We start from the raw sequence: 21,277 nt of genomic DNA on the forward strand, positions 1-21,277 counted from the left end.
ATGGCCTATCCGTTTGCAACGCGTGAGGAACGTGCAGTCTTCGATACATCTCCGTCCCGGAGGTTTAGGAGAGCGTTGTATCGATTGTTCAGACGGTCGGTTGACAGTACATCCCGCGCAGCTCTGGAGCCAATGGAGCCTCGCATTCTTTTGGCTGCTGATCTGGCTCTGAATTATACTGCCACATCTGCGGACGAAGAAATCACCGTTCGCATCGCGTCAGATGATACCGACAACGATGATTTGACTCCCGATGTGGCAGTCATTCAGATCCTGCGCATTGAAAATGACGACAGCGAAACATTGCTGGCCCAGGGGGAACTCGGCCCCAACAATACCGTCAGTCTGGTGACTGGAGGAGGCGCTGATACCGTTCTGTTTGAGGCAACAGATGCGCCGACCGATTCCATTCTAAGCCTGGATCTGACAATAGAGACAGGTGAAGGCAGCGATCGCATAGAAATCGATTCAACGTCTATCAACACGGTCCTGTCTGGAGCGTTCGAGCCAACGATTACTGCGACAATGGGCAACGGCTCTGGTGACGTTTTTGCCATGACCGGCTCATTTGATGGAGCTTTCGAGCTAAACGGTGTCGGGGCAGGTGGTGTTAACGACAACGTGGTCGATGTCACGTTCTCTGGAGCAGAGTGTGTCGAGGGTGGCACTGCTGACGATGTTTTCACCTTTTCGGCTGCAGCGGACTTCTCTCTGGGGATCGACGCGGGTGACGGAGACGATATGGTTATCGCTCCAGCTTCGGACCGTTCGACTGTTGAGGTGACCGGAGAAGGTGCAGTTTCAATCTTCGACGGTGATCGTACGACCAGCAAGTCGTTGCTGGCGAATGTAACCCAAGTCGAACGTTTGGAAGGTGGAGCGGGCTACGCGTCGCTCGACATATCTGGTTTCTCGGCGGTCAGTGTTGATTTGACGCAAAACACAGCTGACATCGATCCGGGGGCTGACGACGGTTCCGAATTTGAGGTTTTCAAATTTGATGCTGTTCTGGGCACCTCCGGAGCCGATACGCTTATCGGCGATGCTTTGGATAATACGCTGGTCAGCGGTGGAGGCGACGACAGTCTGTCCGGTGGCGCAGGTCGGGACACCTATGAGTTCGGAGCTACCGTTGGCGCGGTAACGATCCAGGAAAACGACGCGGCCTTGCAGGGCGAGATCGACACCATTGATCTGTCCTCAACTGGTTTTGGTGTTCGCTTGACCATGGCGGATTCCGGCACGTTGGTCTTTGACGAAGTGACAGTCTCGGGGACGACTGTGACTTCGCAGGCGAATGGTTTCGGGCTGACGACGATTGGTGTCGAAAATATTCTCGTCAATGCTGCCCAAGAAAACATTTTAGACTACGCCGCATTTACAACCGGGGTTTCCGTCAGCCTTGGGCAGGAGATCGCAGAGGGACTTGGGACTGTTCGCGGATTTGACCACGTTATCGGTTCAAGTACGGCCGCCAACGAGATCTATGGCGACAGTGGCGCAAACTTCCTGATTGGCGGTAGCGCGTCCGACACATTGGGATCCGGGGGTGGAACCGACACTTTGATGGGTGGTGACGAGATCGACCGCTTGGTTGAGCGGTCCGACGCCAGCATGACCCTCACGGATACGCAGATCACAATCGGGTCGACGGTTTCGACGCTAGCCTCGATTGAAACTGCGGAATTGATTGGCGGCCTCTCGGAAAATGTTCTGTCGGCGTCTGCTTTCACGCTGGGTGGCGTAACGCTGGACGGTGGTTTCAATGTTTACTTGGATCAACTTAATGGTGGTTCCGGGCTTGGGACAACTGACGAAGACACAATAAACTTGGCGACCGCCTTCGACACACCGCTGACAAGCCTGAATCAGGGTCGGGGTGTCGACATTCAAACGGGCACTGACTTCACGATCCAATTGGCAACGGGCGGATCAGATGAATTTGCAGTAGACCTTGATGGTGCCACGACGGTTGCGGAAGTGTTCACAAAAATCCGTGAAGCTGCGGCGAGCGAAAATTTCGACAGTCGTTTCCGGGTTGAGCTGAATGCCAATGGGACCGGGATTTCCTTTGCGGATTCTACAGGCGCGACGCTGACACGGGACATGACCGTAGTCGCCGGAAGCAGCCGTGCAGCCTATGATCTGGGTCTGATACCGGATCCGTCCGTGGTTTCGGTTAACATCCCCGTGCTTGACGACGGGTCGTTCTCACCAGGATTGGTTGGGGATGAAATATCACGCGTCGACGCGGATGTTACGATCACTCTGTCTGACGGGACAGTATTTGATGTCAACCTCAGCTCCGAAGCGACAGTTCGGGAGTTGATGACCACGATCTCCGATTTGTCCAACGATCTTGAGATGGAACTCAGATCCGATGGTCGGGGATTTGTTCTGACAGATAATTCGGGTGGCCTGGGGTCATTTACTATCGCAAACGCCAACAACAGCACCGCAGGTACTGTTCTGGGAATTGCTGGCACCGGGGCGGCAGGGGTACTCACCGGAACGCAGATTGTGGCGGCTGGGTCCGAGTTGGATGGGCGTAGTGACGACGACACGCTGTTAGGCACAGTCATGGCCGACGTCTTCATTGGCGGTGGCGGCAGCGACTCTATCGTTGGCGGCTCGGGTGACGACACCGTATTCGCTCTCAGAGACGATGATATTGTACTCACCGACTCGTCGATGACTGTCGCAAGTGTCGGTGAAAATGATAGCTTGTCCGGTATCGTCGCAGCCAACCTGACAGGTGGGGATTCAGACAACGAATTTGACGCGTCCATGTTTACAGGCAGCGTGACAATGGACGGTGGAATTGGTGATGATACGCTGATCGGTGGATCAGGAAATGACCAGTTTACCGGAAATCGCGGTATCGACTCCATTGTGGGCGGTATGGGCGACGATAGCCTTGTTGAGCTGGGCAATTCGCGCTTTATTCTTGACGATACAAGTATTGATCAAGGCGAAGGCGCCACAGAAACGGCAACGTTCAGTATTCCGGCGTCGGTCGTTGGTGGATTCTATACGATCAGTTTTGGATCGGATGTTTCCCGTGATATCGCGTGGGATGCCGACAGCGCCACGATCAAAGCCAGCCTGTATGGCTTGAGCGACGGCCTTTTGAACGACCAAACCATTGATGTTGTTGACGGCGCCTCGGCGGGCACATTTACGATTACCTTCATAGGTGATCTGGCAGGCAAAGACATCACCCAGGCGATTACAGTTGACGGTTCCCGTTTGCAGGAAGCTGCTTCAACCGGAGTGACTGTAAATGTAACTACAGTTGACGGAGCCGAAAGCCCCAACACCTTGTCCTCAATAGAGTTTGCGGATCTGACCGGCGGTTCGGGGGCGAATACTTTTGATGCGAGCGGCTTCTCCGGAGCGGTTAAAATCACGGCGAATGAAGGCAACGATGTTGTCGTTGGTACGTCGAATGCAGATACGATTTTGGGCGGAGCTGGGTTCGACCGGATAACCGGTGCCGGTGGAAATGACTCGCTGGATGGCGGCAGTGACTACGACGTTCTGATCGAGGAAGGAAATGAGACGACTATTACTCTGACAGACAGTACTCTGACGCGTGGCAGTCAGGTTGATAGTCTGTCGGGATTTGAAACCGCCGAATTAACGGGGGGCAACGCGGCGCAAACAATCACAGCCTCGGGATTCTCGGGTGCTGGTACCGCTGCGACAACTGAATTGCGCTTCCTCAATTATGACCCGGCAAATGGCTTCGGAGGCGTGACCTTTGCCGAAGGTGAGCTGACCAGCCTGAACGGACAAGAAGCAACGACCCTGTTGAATACCCTGTTTGGCCAAAATGGTCTGCAGGCCGTCCAGGGTGCTACTGCAGCGCTCAGCGCGGATATTCGCGTCACTCGTTCTGACGGCGTTGACGTTGATATCGATCTCAGCAGCGCAGTCACCTTGCAAGACGTACTGACACTGCTGAGTGCGGATGCGCAGTTAAGTGCAGCCTTGTCTTCAGATGGACTGGCGATTGAATTAACCGACAGCAGTGGTGGCAACGGAGCTTTTTCGGTTGCTGCGCTCAACGGGTCTCTCGCGGCCGATACGTTGGGCATTCTGAATGTCGGGGTAGGGGTCTCAGCAAATGTGTTGCGAGGCAACAATCTGGCTGACGGTGCCAGCGACGTCAGGATAACAACGACCGATGGTCGACGTATCGACATCGATTTTGGAGCGCAGGGCGCCAAAGCGACAATTCAGGATGTGTTGGATGCGATTTCCGCTGCCGACGCAAATCTGACGGCGTCTTTCTCGGCTGGATCAATCGTTGTCACCGACAGTTCCAATGGATCCGGAACGCTGACACTTACTTCTTTGAACAAGGTGGACGTACCCAACGAGCCTGACAGCCGTGTTGATACAGCGGCCGATCTGGGCTTTGAGGCCAGCAATACCGGCACTGTCGTTGGGGCAACGCGCGTTTTGACTGGATCCCCGCTAGCGGTTGGGTTCGTTACGATTGATGGTGCTGCCGGCAGCGATACTATCACCGGTACGTCTGGACGTGACCTTTTGAGCGGAGGCGAAGGGGCGGATAGTATCATTGGCGGCCTTGGCACTGATACGATCGTCGAGGATCGCTCTACGGAAAGCACTGCCAAGTCTATCACGCTTACCAATAGCAGATTGACGATTGGCAGCGAAGGCGTCGATTCCCTGACGGGAGTCGAGCAAGCCTGGTTGATCGGCACTCAGGCGGCAGAAGCGATTGACGCGAGCGCATTCTCATCTGGCCTAGTGGTTCTCGAAACTGGCGGTGGCGGCGACACTCTCAGCGGAGGAACCGTCGAGAACGTTTATCGGATTGATACCTCCAATATTTCGCGGAACACAATTACACCGCCGGTGAACGTGAATGCGGGTACTGTCGACAAAGATGAAGTACAGATTGTACTTAGCAGCGGTAATGTGAGCCAATCGGATCTGACCGGCTGGGTCAGTGTGAGTGGCACCGTTTCGACAACGCTTACTCCGGACGAGGATTCCGACAACAAGATCATACTTACGTCTGATCTGACGAACGTTAATGGTGACATTACCCTTGCCGCCGAAAGCATAGACACACGGGGTTACGACATCACAACTGCGGGGTCGAACCCCGGTGATATCAAAATCAAGGCCGAAACCAAGAAAACTGACGTTGGCGCCATCAGCATGAAGTCTGACTTCAGCGGGCCGCGCAAAGTCACGATTGGGGATGGAACCATTCTGGATGCCTCGTCCAGTGTTGGAGGCGTCGCAGGTGGCGCTATCACAATTGAAGCCATCGATGATTTAGCTGACTTTACCGCCTTTGGGTTCGCCAACGTCGACATCAACAAGACCGAGATCGATATTGGGGCCGCGACAATCAAAGGCGGTCGGGTCGAGATCAGATCCGAAGCTGAAACGATACATCTTTCAACCAATTCTTCTTCGGTTGCGTCAAAGCTGATGTCCTGGCTCGAAGGGTTGAGCGCCTGGGTCGGTGTCCACGTCTCTTTGCCCGAAGCGAGTATCAACCTGAATGCGGGCGATAGCCCTGCTGGCGATTTGGTCATTGAAGCTGAAAGTGTTGATATCATTTCCAGCGCAGCCGGGATCGTAAAGTCAGCTCCGTACTCGTATTTGTTTGGTGTCGCAGTTGGTGTTCTGGACTCGAAATCCACGGTGGATGTCGGGCAGGTCAAGATAACGTCGACAAATGATACGATCCTGCGATCCACGGTCGACAATATTGCCGACATTGTTGCGGACGTTGGACCATTTGATTTCGCGTTTGCTTCTGAAAAGGTGAAGCGGCAGGCTTATGCTCTGGCTATCAGCCGGGTGAACTCGGTCAATCACGTCCATGTTGGATCTGACGCTCAAATCACCTCGACCCAAGGATCGGTGATTGTTCAGGCCGATACCGAGGATCGCAACAGAACGCTGGCGCGATCCACCACGGGAACAGATGGTAAAATTGGCATCGCTATCGCGATCAGTGTTGAGACCGGAAACACCGAAGCCTACGTGGATGGAACCGTAAGTGCGGCGCAGAATGTTATTGTTCGCGCAACGCAGCAACGACAGCCGGTTTCCGCTTCGAACTTCTTTATTTTCCCCGGGATTGCGAACGGTACAGCGGCCAACTCGGGTGTCGGGACAAACTCCACTGGAAGCCTTGAAGCTGACATTCGGGGGAGTGCAGTCAATACAGGAACCACGGGGCTGTATCTGCTGATAGGCGTTATTCAGAACGCGCGTGGAAAGCAATGGGATACGTTTGCAGCTCGTGGTGAGGACAGCCAACGGGCGTCCTGGCAATTCTCGGGCGCCTTGTCGATTGAAGTTGATTCCAACACGGTGAAAGCGCGCATAGGCAATCCTAATGATGCATTTGTCACCGATGTTGAAGCTGGCGGTGACATTACAGTGCTGGCCCAGGTCGAAGCTCGCCCAGATGTAACAGCCAGTGCGAGTGCGACTGCTGAGGATGTCTCTGACGGAAACACGGTTCGATCCATTTCTGGTCGACAGGTGAAAGGCGATGTCGATACCGGTGTTTCGATTTCTGTCTACGTCGGGTCGTACAACAATCAAACAACTGCATTCATCGACGACGCGTCCGTTGATGCGGGCGGGACCCTGTCGGTCAATGCCTTGTCGCTCAATCAGATCACGCCAAGTGATTTGTACGGTGCAAACCTCGTCAAAACATTTGCTGAACGTACTCCCGACTATCAGTCAGGTTCGGCAGGAGAGGTTACGCTTAAGGAAGACGACGTCGTCAAAGTATCTGAAAATCACGCCGCCGGGGGCGACGTGGGTACGACTTATGAGTATGTCGGTGCGACTGGCGTCATGCGAAAGCTCGACGAGGAAGATTACTCGGACAAAACGAATTGGCGCGTAGTCAATCTCAAAGAGTCAGGGTCGTCGGCAGCGTTTTCACAGCTGATGACATATCTCGACGACAACATGGGTCTGGACAACAATCTGATTGATGCCTGGAGCCAGGCAACGGCGCAAGGGCAGAAGGAAACGGCTGTCGCAATCGCTACCGGGCTGTTTTTAACGAACCACAGTGCAACGGCGGAAATCAGATCGGGTGCGCGGATCAATCAGGATACTGCCTCCATCTCGCGATCGGGGACGCAGAATGTCAGCGTCTTTGCGCGAACCGTAAACGATCTAGTGCAGCTTGGTGGTAATTTCACCATCCCCAATCCCAATATTTTGCTGCGGAGCGGGACAAGCATCAATAGTTGGGGTTTTCAAAATCCTGCAAAAGGATTCACCCTTCTAGGGACTGGTAGCTCTGATACCGAAACCGCGGTCGGAATCGCCGCATTGGTAAATAATTTGCGAGATCAGTCCACGGCAGGGATCGCCGATGGGGCGGTGGTTTTTGCCGATACCCTTGATGTAGAGGCAGAAAACGATGGTGTCCAGGTTGTCGTAGCCGCGTCTGGTGGGGCATCGAAAGAGGCAAGCGGCAATGGTGTGGTCCTTGCTCATATCCTGTCGAACGATGCAACGGCCTATGTCGAAGACAATGCCAATGTCACAGTCACCGGAGCTGCCAACGTAAAGGCGTCAGACACAACCAAAATCTGGAACGTTGCGGGTTCGCTTGCAATGTCCCGTCGTACCGGGATTGGCGGGTCCTTCGCACTGAACTTTATTGATCGTGATGTGGATGCGCGTATTGGCGCGGCGTGGGATGAAGCAACTCCCAATGGGACTGGAACGTTCTCTGCTGGTGGCCAGGTCACCGTGGAAGGCAAAGTAGCAGGCAATATCCGATCTATTTCGGTAGCCGGAGCAACACCTACGGTGCCCACGCCAGACGCGCCAGACGATGATGAGCCAGAAGAGACGCGCGTCAGTTTCGCGGTGTCGTTGGCTTTGAACTCTGTAACGGATGACAGCCGGGCATATTTGCGAAACGTGGACCTCAGTGCCAGCGACGTGGTTGTGGATTCGATTTTCACTCCTGATGTCCTGGCCGTCAGTGTCGGTGGCGCCCTTGCCAAAGGTGAAGGGAGCGCCGTTGGAATCGCGGGCGCGTTCGCAGTTAATCTGCTGAACGATCAGATTTTGGCCTTCGCGGTAGACAGCAAGAACACACGTGGCATCAGCACGACCAACAGTTTTACTGTTCGAGCAACCGATGACGCGCGCGTAACTGCGGGCGCTGGAGCCCTTGCCGTAAGTTGGGGTGGCGGCAGCACTAACAATGGTTCAAATACCTCGTTCTCACTGGGGATTTCTTTGGCGATCAATGCCATTGGTACAATCGGCGATGGGTCTGGGGGGGCAGTTCAGACCACGTGGATCGATGCTGAGGCCCTGGATAAACATGACGTCAAGGCTTGGGTTCAAGATGCAGTCCTGAACGTTGGCGGAGCATTGACCGTCAAGGGAAGCGTTGGAGCGAATTCAGAAGTTCTGGCTGTTTCCGTCGCCGGAGCATTGGCGCGGCAGAGTGCGGGAACTGCCGTGTCTACCGGTGCGTCTACCTCGATTGCCGTCGCGGGCGGCTTTGCGATCAATATCATTACCCGGGACATCGACGGCTTCATTGATAACAGCACAGTTGTCACGCCAGTATCGCAGAATGGCGGAGCGCTGAACGTTCAGGCTCTCGATCTATCGTCGTCAGTTGCGGCATGGGGTTTCGGGGCCGCGGTCGCCTATGCGGACGCCTTCGGGAACCCGTCTTCAAACACGGTCGGAGTTTCCATTGGCATTGGCATCGGACTCAATGATGTTCGCCAAACTCTGGATGCCCGGATCAAGAACACCACGGTTGATGTAAAAGGGTCACCGACCGTTGAAGCGCGCGCTTCAACCAATGCTCTGTCTGTTGGTGTCGGGATCGCGATTGGACTTGCCTTTGGCAAGGGAGGCACGGCCGCGGTCACAGGTGCCGGTTCGGCCGCGGTTAATCGGGTCATCAACACAAGTACCGCATCAATTCAGAGGGGGAGCGCGAGAACCGAAACCGTTGCTGCAACCGGTACGGTCACGGTCAAGGCGGTCGAAGAATCGAACCTGACGGCGGTCGCCGCCGCGCTTGGGGTCTCGGCAGCCAGTGGCAAAGGGGCGTTTGCCTTATCCGTCGGTGCATCCGTTACAATCAACGAGTTGGGAGAGCTTGGAGGGAGCGACAAGCGAGCTGGTGTTGAGGCCTTCATCTCGGGAATGCCGGTGACGGCTGGTACGGGGATCAATGTTCTTGCAACAGCGTCCAGTGAACTGACTGGCGTGGCCATTTCGGTAGCTGCATCTGGCGCAAAATCGTCCAATGGAACCGCCGTTACACTGACTGGTGCAGGTGCTGGCGTTTACAATACCGTTCGAATGGATGTTGAGGCCGAAGTACGTGATGATGCTGCGCTTCGGACGACAGATGCCAGCGCGCCTGTAACTGTGCGTGCACGTGATTGGATAGAAACGGATGCGGATGCAGGTGGATTGGCGTTCGCGATAGCTTTGACCGGCAATGGTGGTTCCGGCTCGCTCGCAGTTGGCGCAGGGGTTGCAGAAACCAATTTCGATGTAACGGTCATGGCATTGGTTGACAACTCGACGGTTCATTCGACGGGGGACATCACGGTCGAGGCAATATCGACCACCGAAGATAACCCAGGCTCTGACGACAAATATGATACAGTTGCATTCTCGGGCGCGCTTGGCGTTGCCAAGGGGTCGGCCTTATCCGGTGGACTGGCTTTCGCAGGTGCTTTTGCGACCGCAAAGATTGACGTACGTATCAGTGCAAAGATCACCAACTCCACTGCAGTGCGCGACAACAATGGCGATAACGTCGATGATGTTGCGATACACTCTGACGGCGCAGTTAATCTGATCGCCAAAGATCAAGGACGTGTTCGAACGGATGGCGGCGGTGTCGCAATCTTCGCCGCTGTTGGGGCGGGGAGTGGCAACAGCGCCTCTTTGGGTTTCGCCGTTGGCTGGTCTCTCAGTCGGACCGATGTTGGCTATGGTACGGGGCATTCAACGACTGCGTCGATCGAGGGGTCCAACGTTGTAGGCGACAGCGTTTCGCTGACGTCCGAGTCCGAGTTTTATGTTGACACACTTTCAATTGGCGGGGCGCTTGGTGCTGGCGGCTTTGGCAATTCCTCAGTTGCGTTTGCTTTCGGCGGTGCCGGTGCCGTTTCGATCAACCGATCTAAGATAAACACGACAGCCCAAATCACCGGTAGCGGTACGATTTCCGCGACATCAGGGGCCGCAAGCATTACTGCGCGAGATATGTCCCGTATGAATGCTGACGCGGGCGGAGTGGCGCTTGCGATTGCGGTTGCGACACAGAACGGTGGGGGCGCAGGCGCAATTTCGATTGGCGTCGGTGTCGCTGAGAATACAGTTGAGAATAATACGTCAGCCAAGATCAGCGCCGCAAATGTCACTGCGTCAGGTGACGTTTCCGTTGTTGCGCAGGCAGGAAAGAGCGATCAGACACGCTTTAAAGCATGGTCTTTGGCCGGAGCGGGATCGGGCGGCGTTTCGACCAGCCAAGGTGTGTTTACCGGTGCTTTCGCCGGTGCTTTCGCAGTTTCGAACAACGTCGTCACACAGAATACGTCAGCAAGCATTGTGAGTGCTGCCAACGTAACCAGCACGGGCGGCGCGGTAAACGTTCTGTCGAGAGACTACACTAGCCTGGATACGGATGCCGGTGGATACGGCGTAAGCTTGGCATTGGCTCTGAGTGGCGCAAGCCTGGCGACCGTCGGCGCTTCGATTGGTGCTGCATTTGCCAAAAACGATCTGGGTGGACTGAACACCGCCAACATAGACGGCTCTGAAGTCGAAGGGAGTTCGGGGGTCACGGTTGATGCTCTGACAACCGGCCAAGAAACCAAGTCCAAAACCATCGGAACCAATGCCAACTCAGCAACTCTTGATACGTTGCAAAGCTCTGGTCACGGTTTCAAATCTGGCGATCAAGTTGTCTATCGACAGGCCGACGGCCAGGCCGCCATCGGCGGGTTGGTCGACGGTGAAAAATACATCGTTTACAAGAACGGTGATAATTCTATCAAACTTCTGAAAACGGTGCCGGGTGGTGTCGTGTTTGAGAACGAGACATCACCGGCAACACAGGATGTCGTGTTCAACGCCGAAAAGAACACGATCAAGGCCAAGAACAGCAGTGGCGGAATTGAAGGGTTCTTTGATGATCTGACGGTGGGCAACCGTGTGCGCCTTTCCGGTGGAACAACCGGGACGTATCTGGTCACAGATATTAGTGACGATGGATCGGAGATTACCGTTTCCGCGTCCACGCCGGTTTTGGCCGACGCGACGATAACGTCCAAGGTGTTTTTCCGCGATGCAAATATCGTGGACATAACTGGCGGAGCAACTTCCGCTGCTCATAAGTTGGTTGTTATTGAAAAAACCAATGCGAAAGCGCTTGGTTTGGCGGTTGCAATTGCGGGTAGTAGCCAGTCCACGTTCGCACTTGGAATATCCGGTGCCGGGTCTGAGGCCCGAAATCTGTCTGACATGCAGACAGAGTCTTTCATTCGAGGTGGTCGCAGTGCTGCGCCTGGCGTTGATGTCGAGGCGGTATCTGGGTCGGTTACAGTGTCGGCGACGGAAGAAGGCATTCACCTGACGGATTCTGGTGGATATTCGATTGCTGCAGGGATCTCTTTGGATGGTGCAGGGATCGGCGTTGCTGTCGGTGGTTCCGTTTCCGAAAACAAGATCGGCGACAGTTCCACCAAACGTGAGTTTACGGCAGCGAATCTGTCCAGTGACAACTATTCACTCAATGTATCCGGCCACGGATTGAACACCGGAGACAGGGTGAGGTTCACAAATCTGGATCTGGCAAACAACAAAGCGGATCTTGGTGGACTTGACTCCGGACAAGATTATTACGCCATTCGTGTCAACGACAATATGGTCAAGCTGGCGCGTTCTAAGTCCGACGCGGAACTTGGTTCTCTGAACGACAACAGCAACGCGATCTTGCTGTCAGACACCGGCATTGACGGGTCTACGAAATATGCCCTGGAAACAGGTGGTTCTGTCATCCGTGCATTTATCGAAGACGCGGATGTTACCGCAAATCAAGACGTAAATGTTGCGGCCAAAAATTCGATGGGCGTGGATTCCTTCACGTTGGTTGGCGGGCTGGGTGGCTCAGGTGGCTCCGGATTTGCACTTGGCTTAACTTTCGTTGGGGCCGGTTCGCTGAACACGGTTGCTGTAGATGCTCTGGCCGCTATTGGTGGTGGTTCGAACGTGATTGCGACCTCTGGCGGCGTAACTGTTTCAGCCGAGGACGACAGTACAATTGTTTCAGATTCCGGCGGCTTTGCGATCAGCGTGGGTATCGCGACGGGTGGTGTAGGGGTTGGTATCTCTGTTGGGTTCGCTCTCAGTGAAAACACTGTTGGGAATCATACCGTTGCGGTTGTCGAAGATGCCGTCGTTTCTGCTGGAACAGATGTGAATGTGACAGCGGATTCTGCCAGCGATATCAAATCGTTCTCGTTTGGTGGCGCGGGTGCGCTTGCGGTTGGCTCTGATGGTGGCGGTGGCGTGGCTGGAGCCGGGGCTGGCTCTGCCAACACTGTGACGAGTGTGGTATCGGCTCAGATCGATAACGCGCAAACAGACGGCAGTTCCGGGCATGCTATTACAGCCGGGCAGAACATCACGGTTTCCGCTCAGGACCAAAGCCGTATCGAAAGTAAGGCGCATGGTGGCGCTGTCGCGGCCGGGTTTGGCAAAGTCGGTGTCGCCGTCGCGATTGCCGGGGTGAACTCGGACAACATCATCAAAAACAGGGTGTCGGCCGAAGTTCTGGACAGCACGCTCGACGCGTCGTCAGGCCAGATTACAGTTTCTGCGTCGACGCCGTCTGGGATGTTCATCGACAGCGAGGCGATTGCGGTGTCGGTCGGCGTTGCTGCTGGTAAGGGAGGCGTGAGTTTCTCTGGCGGTGGTGCGTATGCCGATAACGAAGTCGCAAATTCAGTTCTGTCCCGCATTGTGAACACAAGCTCTGCGTCTACCGGTGGCATTCTTGGCAATGCTGCAGCGGATATTCTGGCATCCGGTGGTATCGCGGTCACAGCGCGCGATGAAAGCACGATCACGTCAGACACGGATTCGATCGCAGTGGCGGCTGCTGGAGGTAAGTTTGGCTTCTCGGCAAGCGTCGGGCTGACCGAGAACATCAATGACATTAAGACGTCTGTGACATCGTATTTTGAAGGCGATGCCAGGGTTACCTTAGGAGGAATGGAAGTAACTGCCGACGGTGCGGGTTTCATCTACACTAAAGGTCTGGCAACGTCGGTTGCGGTTGCCGTGGCGTTGTTCGGTGGCGGGGTTGCCGTAGCGGGTGCCAAGGCGACAGCAACCATTGCTGGCTCGGTGCAGGCGACGATTGCGGCAAACTCGCGTATTGATCTGGATCACGCGACCAACGGTGACCTAACTGTTGCGGCGTTCACATCTGCAGAAGCCGAAGCCCGATCGACGGGTGTTTCAGTCGCGGCGGGAACGCTGGCTGCGGTGGCCGTTGGCTCGAGCAAAGCTGAAAGCACGTTGACGCGCACGGTAAACGCAAGCATGGCAGGCGTTGTGCTTGATGCGTCAGATGTCACCGTGTCTGGCGAGCTTGATGGAACATTGAAGACGAAGAGTTTTGCGTTGGCCGGCGGTTTGGCGCTTTTGTCGGTTAATGTTGCGGGTTCGGATGCGATTACAACCGCCACTCCAACTGTTACCGCAGATTTGTCAGGCCAGGTCGGCAGCGATTTGGCACCGATTGACGGCAACGTAATCGTGCGAGCAGGGTCGATTTTGGCCGCAAATGCTGAAAGCTTTGGTGGAGCTTTCACGTTGTTGGGTGTCTCAGTGTCGTCATCGACCGCAAAAATCACCCAATCACCGACAATACGCGCGTCAATTGGCGGAACGAGTTCGAAAAAAGCCACGATTGATGCAACCGGTGGCGTCGTGCTTGCTGGCCTCAGCAACTGGCGCCAGAACGGGCTGAACTTCGCGCAGGCCGAAGTGAAGAGCGAAGCGGTTTCGGACGCACCGTCGGGTGGGTTGTTTGCGTTCAATCCGTTGGGGGGAGATGATCCAGACGGAGCGGTTGCTACCGTGAGTGTCACTCCGACCGTTGATGCTGACCTCGAAGAACATGCAGATATTGATGTAAGCGGAGATCTTGATGTTCTGGCGCTGTCTGCAGCCAACATCAAATCGGACGCGGAAAGTGACGTTGTTGCCTTGATTGGTGTTGGTGACGCCGTCTCTGAAGCCGTGGCCAGCGGGACCATGACCGCGCAGGTGTCTGCGACCGATGTTATGGTTGGCTCGGACCTTCGCGTGATCGGTGGTGCAACCCACAAAGCAAACGCAGTGGCAGATGCTTTTGCTCTTTCTCTGGGAACCACACGCGGCAAGGCAAATGGATACACGCGTCCGACAATCACAGCTAAGCTTGGTGGCACGGCAGATGTCGATGTTGACGGAGACGTAGCTCTCCTTTCAATTGCGGAAGAGACCGCGACAGCAGATGCCAAGAGTTGGGGTATCGCTTCGAAGGAGCCTCAAGACTACGAGGATGAAGCCAATCACAACGCGGGCCTGGATGCAGGCGCGCAGCTCAATGTCGGCGGTTCAGCCATTGTAGCGACCCCAAACAAATTGGACGTGCTGCCTTTCCTCACGTCAGACAATAACCTCAATACCACACCAACAACCATCGACGCTGTGATAACGCGGATGGAAACGATTATCTCCAATACAGGCCCCGCGTTGTCGACGCCTGCTGCTCTTACTGTTCAAGACGGGCAGACTGCAGTTCGGGACTTTGCTTCGGACGTGACCGACGCGGATGGTGACACTGATTTCGTCTATTCGGTGACAGGTGGTGCAGATGCTGGTGCCTTTGAGTTCGTTGGATCAACCCTGACGCTGCTGACCGCTGCCGACCTGAACAATCCCGGTGATGCCGGAAATACAGGTGTCTATGACGTGACAGTCTCGGTTGCCGATTTGAATGGTGGCATCGTTGAAAAAACACTGACGGTATCAATTGTATCGACGACTGCACTTCTGGACGGAGAGATTGGTATCGTTTCGTCGGTTGTCCTGACTGACGGGGAATTGCAGACAATTGCTGCCGCTGCAAAGGATCGCTGGCGGAACTCAGGACTGTCGGTCGAGCAAGAGTTGCTGCTGGATGGCATGGATTTTCAGGTCGTTGATCAGCCAGGCCAAATTTTGGCGCTGGCATCCCAGCAACGTATTCAGGTGGACCCAACAGCTGCATCGACCGGATGGTTCATCGATCTGACACCGGATGAGGATGAAGAGTACGAGGGCAGCGGCAATGAGCTGACGGCAACTGTCGGGCTGCCAAAGTCTCGCATCGATCTTTTGACCGTGCTTATGCATGAGATGGGGCACGTGCTTGGTCTTGAGCATAGCGAAGGCGATGATCTGATGGGCGAAGGCATTGCTCGAGGTGAGCGTTTGCTGCCTGCGACCAGCCTCGCTGCAGGCGCGGTGTCCAACCCCAATGAAATTCATACCGCGGTAGCCAATGTTGCATTCCAGGGTGCTGGCGGTTCGACTGTTATTGGCGGCGAGGAAGACAAGAGTGATCAGGCGGCTTCGATTGGCCTGTCGATGATCAAGGAACTCAACGCCGTTTCCCAATCCAACGTGAATTTGAGCTTCGGTGCAGGATCGCTGTTGTCGGTTGGAGAACAGAACGCCAATGGAGACCTGTATATCGGCGTACTGAACCGCCATACTGCGCGCGCTGAAGGCGGCGGTGTCAGCATCGGCGTCGCGTCTGTTGGTGTCATTGATGCAAACGCGCATGTCGGCGGCACCGTCAACATCAGTTTCGACGGAACGATCTCTTATCCCAAGGGGCTGACTCTCGAAGTGGCGAACGTTGGCTCGGCAAGCGCCAAGGGCGCTGCCTTGACCGTCGGCGGTATTGCCGGATTTGGTGTCAGCAGCAACGCGGTGGTCAATCCGACGGTAAACGTTTTTGTTAACAACAACTCGGTGATCACAACTGGCGGTGACTTCACTCTAAGAACCCTTTCAACGGCCAACGCCACAGCAGTTTCCACAGGCATTGCAGGCTCTTATGCCGCCTCCATTGGCGTCGCTCTGGCGAATGCAGAAGTTGCGCCGACAATTACAACCTACGTTGGTGAAAACGCGAGGATCAATGCCGCAGGCAACATCACGATCGAAACGCTGCACAATGTGGGTCGTGACTTTAGGCCGAATGGCGGGGGTGCATATGCGACAGCGGAAAGTTCGTCCGGCGCACTGTTCGGTGCAGGATCCGGTGCCGACGCCGATGCGCGGGCTGCGGCAGTTGTAAGCGCGGAAATCCGAAGCGGGGCGATACTGGATGCCGGTGGCAACATCGTTGTTCGTGCGGTGTCCGATAATACCGCTGAGGCCGATGCCTTTGGTCTTGCCATTGGCGGTGTTGCAATTGGAGTTTCCTTGGCTGACGCGCGCTCAGAAGGGATCACGACTGCATCAGTGGACGGGACATTGCTAGCGGGTGGCAATGCTACCGTCGAAGCAATTTCACTTGATACGGCTCGAACTGATGTAACGGCTGCTGCAGGCGGCATTGTTTCCGGTTCTGGCGCCGATGGGGACGCGCGCGCGACGCCAACAACCTCGGCCTACATTGCGGCGAACCGGACTGCCAACGTCACAGGAGCCCTTACAGTTTCGGCCAATGCAACGCCACAAGCTCTGTCCGATGTGGGTGGGTTTGCGATTGGTGGCGTGACTGTTGGCGTTCAAAAGTCCTACGCTCGCACCGGTGCAAACGTGGATGCGTTTGTAGGCTCAGGTGCACAACTGACTGTTGGGAGCCTAAACATACAAGGTATCCTGTCCAAGCCGACGTCGGGTCGTTCCGCTCAGGCATTTGCATCGGGTGTCGCTGGGGGTCTTGTTGGAATCAACGGAACCAACGTCGATACTCTGACCGACAGTGTTGTCGATGCCTACATTTCTGACAATGTGCAGATCGGGTCCGTCGGTAATGTAAACGTAAGTGCTTTCAGCACGTCTACGTCGTTTGCAGAGGCAACTGGTATTGCAATTGGTCTGTTGGCGGCCGGGGCTAACCCGGCAGATGCTGTTTCTTCGATCACCACAAACGCCAGCATTGCAACGGGTGTCGTTATCAATGCCGGCGGTGCACTTGCCGTGGAGGCGACCGCATCCGATGAAGTCCGCGCAAGAGCACGGTCGGGTTCCGGCGGAATTATCGTAGGATCTGCAGCTGACGCCGAAACACGGAGTACCGGACAGACAAGAGCAACTCTGTCGGCTGCGTCTGTTGTGGCAGGCGGCTTGACGTTGCGCTCGACGCATGACGCTGACTTTGACGGGCAAGCGGATTCCACAAGTGCAGCGCTCGCCGGTAAGTCAGGCGCCTACGCGACGAACACGTCAAACACGACCGTCGCATCAACTGTGGCCGCCAATACGATTGTTCTGAGTACTGGCGACATCGTCATCGAAGCGATCAACCGAAGTGACAAAAATCAAATCGGTGGCGGATATAACGTTCAGTCCGGGTCCGGAGGCGTAATCGATCTGCCGGCAACGCGCAGCACGTCGACGATTTTGAAAGACACCGAGGTTGTGATCGGCGCGGGTGCCGTTCTGACTCTTGCCGGATCCTCGGTTGCACCGGGATCAGTCCGTATCGCGTCTACCAACGCAGTAACTGCCCGGGATCGGGCCAAGTTGGATTCAGGTGGCGCAATTGCCATCGCCAAGGCCACATCAGTTGTGCAGGCCGGCACCACTGCAGACGCAATGGATGCAGATGTCACAATCGGTGCGGGTGCACTGATTGACTCGACCGGAAATGTCATCATCGCAGCACATACGACCACGGATGTGTCCAGCTCGGCCAACTCGAAGACCTACGGCCTTGCTGGTGCTGCACAAGGCGCTTCTGTATCTCGGGTTGAAGCGGATCATCTGATCACCGTAAACGGCGAAGTGCGCTCTGATGAGAAGGTAACCGTCAGCGCGGGGCGGAGTGCCAGTGGAACGGCAAATTCGCTGATTGCCACTGCGCGAACTGATCTTTGGAACAAGACAGCATTCCCCGTTCAAACTGATCCGGATGCCGACGCCTACACAAACACAGTCAACAAGGTGTTGATCAGCGGAACCGGCGCGCTTCGCAGCGTCGGAGACGTTGAAGTCGAAGCAGTCGCCGGAACCTTGACCCCGTTTGGCCAAGGCATTGGCAAAGACCTTTATAGACAGCTCGGTGAAGATATCGTGAACGGTCTTGGTTCGTTGGTCGGAGCCGAGGAAGTGTCCTTTGATATCAAGGATGGATCGTCGAACAAGAGCAGCGTTGCCGAGGTGCAGAACGATGGTGTTCTCGAAGCAGGTATTCAGAATACGCAGTTTATCACGATCGACGAATTCGTAGGCATCCCGACTAACACTGGTTTCCAGCCTCCCAAAACGTTCGATCCTTCCTCTGCTATCGATTTTGATACCAATACGATCACCTTTGCGGGCGGGGTTCCGAACGGCGTAACCGAAGGGGCCGAAGTCGTCTACCGAGCCAACGGAGGCGACCCGCTGGAAACAACCAGTCAAGGGTTCCTAGTAGATGGTAGCGTCTATTTCGCAGTCAATGTCGATACAGTTGCCGGTACGCTGCAACTCGCAAAGGAAAACTCCGACCCGTCGGTGAGTACGCCTGAGGTTCTGGATCTGATCAGCACCGGCTTCACAGGAAATTCCCATTCCGTTGGCCTCTTTACGCTTCAGAATGGCGATCCTTATCCCTTCCAGATCTCAAATGATCTGAACAGCGGTCTGCCGTTGATTTCAGAAGGTGTCGATATCCCAAGGCTGGAACGTCAGAACGTGGGCGCCGATCTGGCCGCGCGCGTGGCGGAACTGAGAAGCCAGTTGACGTCCAATGCCGGAGATCCGGTTGTGTCGGCAAGTCTTGAGCAGCAGATCTCCAACCTCGAGCGACAGGCACAGAGCTTGGGGCTCTTGGGATCAGATGGTGCGATCCTTGAAGGATTGGATGTCGCCGTAATTGTGATCGACTCGATTACTGCACGAGTTGGCAATGTGGTTGTAAAAGCTGATGAGTTCTATGGCAGTGGCAATATTTCTGCGCCAGGTGACGCCGAGATCAGCGTTGTCAACGACAGCCCGTACTATCTGCAGATCGGAGATCTGACAATTCCGACGGAGGAGGGCGGTAAGCTCTTCTTCAATGGCGTAAGCGTAACATCGAACGCCGAGATCAATCAGATTAACAACATTCGCACTGCGTCTTTCGGCACCATCGAGACGGATGCAACGTCAGCAACGCCAAGTATCTCGGTCATTTCGACCTTTGAGCCTGCCTTTGCGGCGCAGGCGGAATTCGCGAATGCCTTGCCTCCGTCGATCAACATCGCCGGAACGATTGATGTCCTGACTGGCGACTTGTTCCTGACCAACCTTGAGGGGAGCATCTATGTCACTGGCGAGTTGATTGCTGCGAACATCGATATCAACGCCGGACAGGACTTTGTTTTGACTGAAACCGGTGTCACTCATATCGGTGGCGATCCACGTGGCCAGTGGTTCACCGAATGGAACGCGGCTGAAGCCGACGCCTTGGGCGATTTGTCCGCGAACCGCGCTGTCAACGTAGCCACGCCGACGGTTTCCGGCCCCAAATCCGGTGGTTCGATTTCTGCAGGCGGTAACGTTTTCATCAATGCTGAATTCCTGAACATCAACGGAACAATTCAAAGCGGCCGCCCGGATCGGGTATTGACGCTTGGGACATCGCTCAATGCTACAATTGCTTCCGCGCAAAGTACTTATGACTCTGCCGCCAATAAAGCCCGGTTCCGCTATACCGATCTCGTTCTGGAACCGACTTTGGACGAAGATGGTGTTCTGCGACTGGATGCTGCGTCGCTTGTCGACGACACAACCATCACGGCGGTTTGGGATGCACAGGAGCGCGAGATTGTTGTAAACAACGTCGCTCTTTCAGGGGGCTACATCTCTCTCTTTGGTCATATGCTTTCCACAGGGGACAGCAATGGCGCGAACAATCGGGGAACCATTCGTGCGGTTGACGGCTTTGGTCGCATTTCAATTGATAACCAAACCAACTACGCCATGCGTCTCAACAACCTGGATACTGGTGGCGCGGACGGTATCGAGGGTGAGATCGTCATTCAGGATGTTTCCAAGCTTGACGCCGGCGGAGCTCCTATAAAGACGACCTTTACCCGCGTAGGCAACACGATCTTTAAACGGGTCGAAGCTGACGGAAACACCACGACAACACAGACCAGTGGCCGCAGTACGACGTATGATATTTCCGATGGTCAAATCTATCGTTGGAACCGAGGTCAGGATCGTACCGTAACGACCACGAAGTCCTGGGAGCGTTCGACTTACCTCGGATTCATTAATACTCCTCCCAGCGGAAATCCTGATAACATCTCGGTGTCGCCGTCTGACCCGAGACCCCTGTCACCTGACGGCGAGATAGTTGCGACGATAGCCGATATTCAGTCGAACGATTCACGTGGCGATGACCTGACGGCTGTGCCTGCAGGATATGAGTTCGGCTACACGGCAAGCCTGGATTCACCCGAGCGTCAGATTGGTAACTATACGACCAAGAAAACAACCGGCTGGTGGGTCTTCTCGAAAACCACATACACGTACTACTTCGTGTTCCAGAGCGGATATTCGGACTACTTCCGGCATTCTGTGAAAGCGGACTATGACGTTAACATCGAGTTCTCCGGCTACGAGACTGGTGATATCAATGTAACTTCGGGCGGCGATATTCGCATCGCGTCGAACATTACCAATGCTAGCGGGGATGTCTCTCTTACGTCCACTGCAGGTGAAATCGAACAGATCAACGAAGCCGCACTCATCACTGCTCGTAACCTGACGACGAACGCTGCAAATGGTGTCGGAAACGAGCGTCCGCTCAATGTGTCGTTCACCGGGTCGACGCTATCAGCAACCGTTGGAAGCGGGGACATCAACTTTGTTTCGAATACAAAGGTCGATGTCGAAAGAGCCGTTGCATCCAACGGAGATGTTTTCATCACGGCAGAAGGAAATGTGAATTTCATTGGAAACGAGTCTTTGGGCAACGTCGTTAAGGGTGGACGTGTCGAGA

The 21,277-nt window shown here is 55.1% G+C and carries 1 protein-coding gene (only partly in view); it reads left to right on the forward strand.

Features of this window, described 5'->3' with window-relative positions:
- Positions 1–21,277 carry the 5' portion of a matrixin family metalloprotease gene (locus tag TRM7615_RS21985; RefSeq protein WP_108791795.1) on the forward strand. It continues 9,317 nt past the right edge of the window, so 21,277 of the gene's 30,594 nt are visible here — the first part of the coding sequence; its start codon is at positions 1–3; the stop codon falls past the right edge of the window.

It is taken from the genome of Falsiruegeria mediterranea M17, from assembly GCF_900302455.1.
GTDB lineage: Bacteria > Pseudomonadota > Alphaproteobacteria > Rhodobacterales > Rhodobacteraceae > Falsiruegeria > Falsiruegeria mediterranea.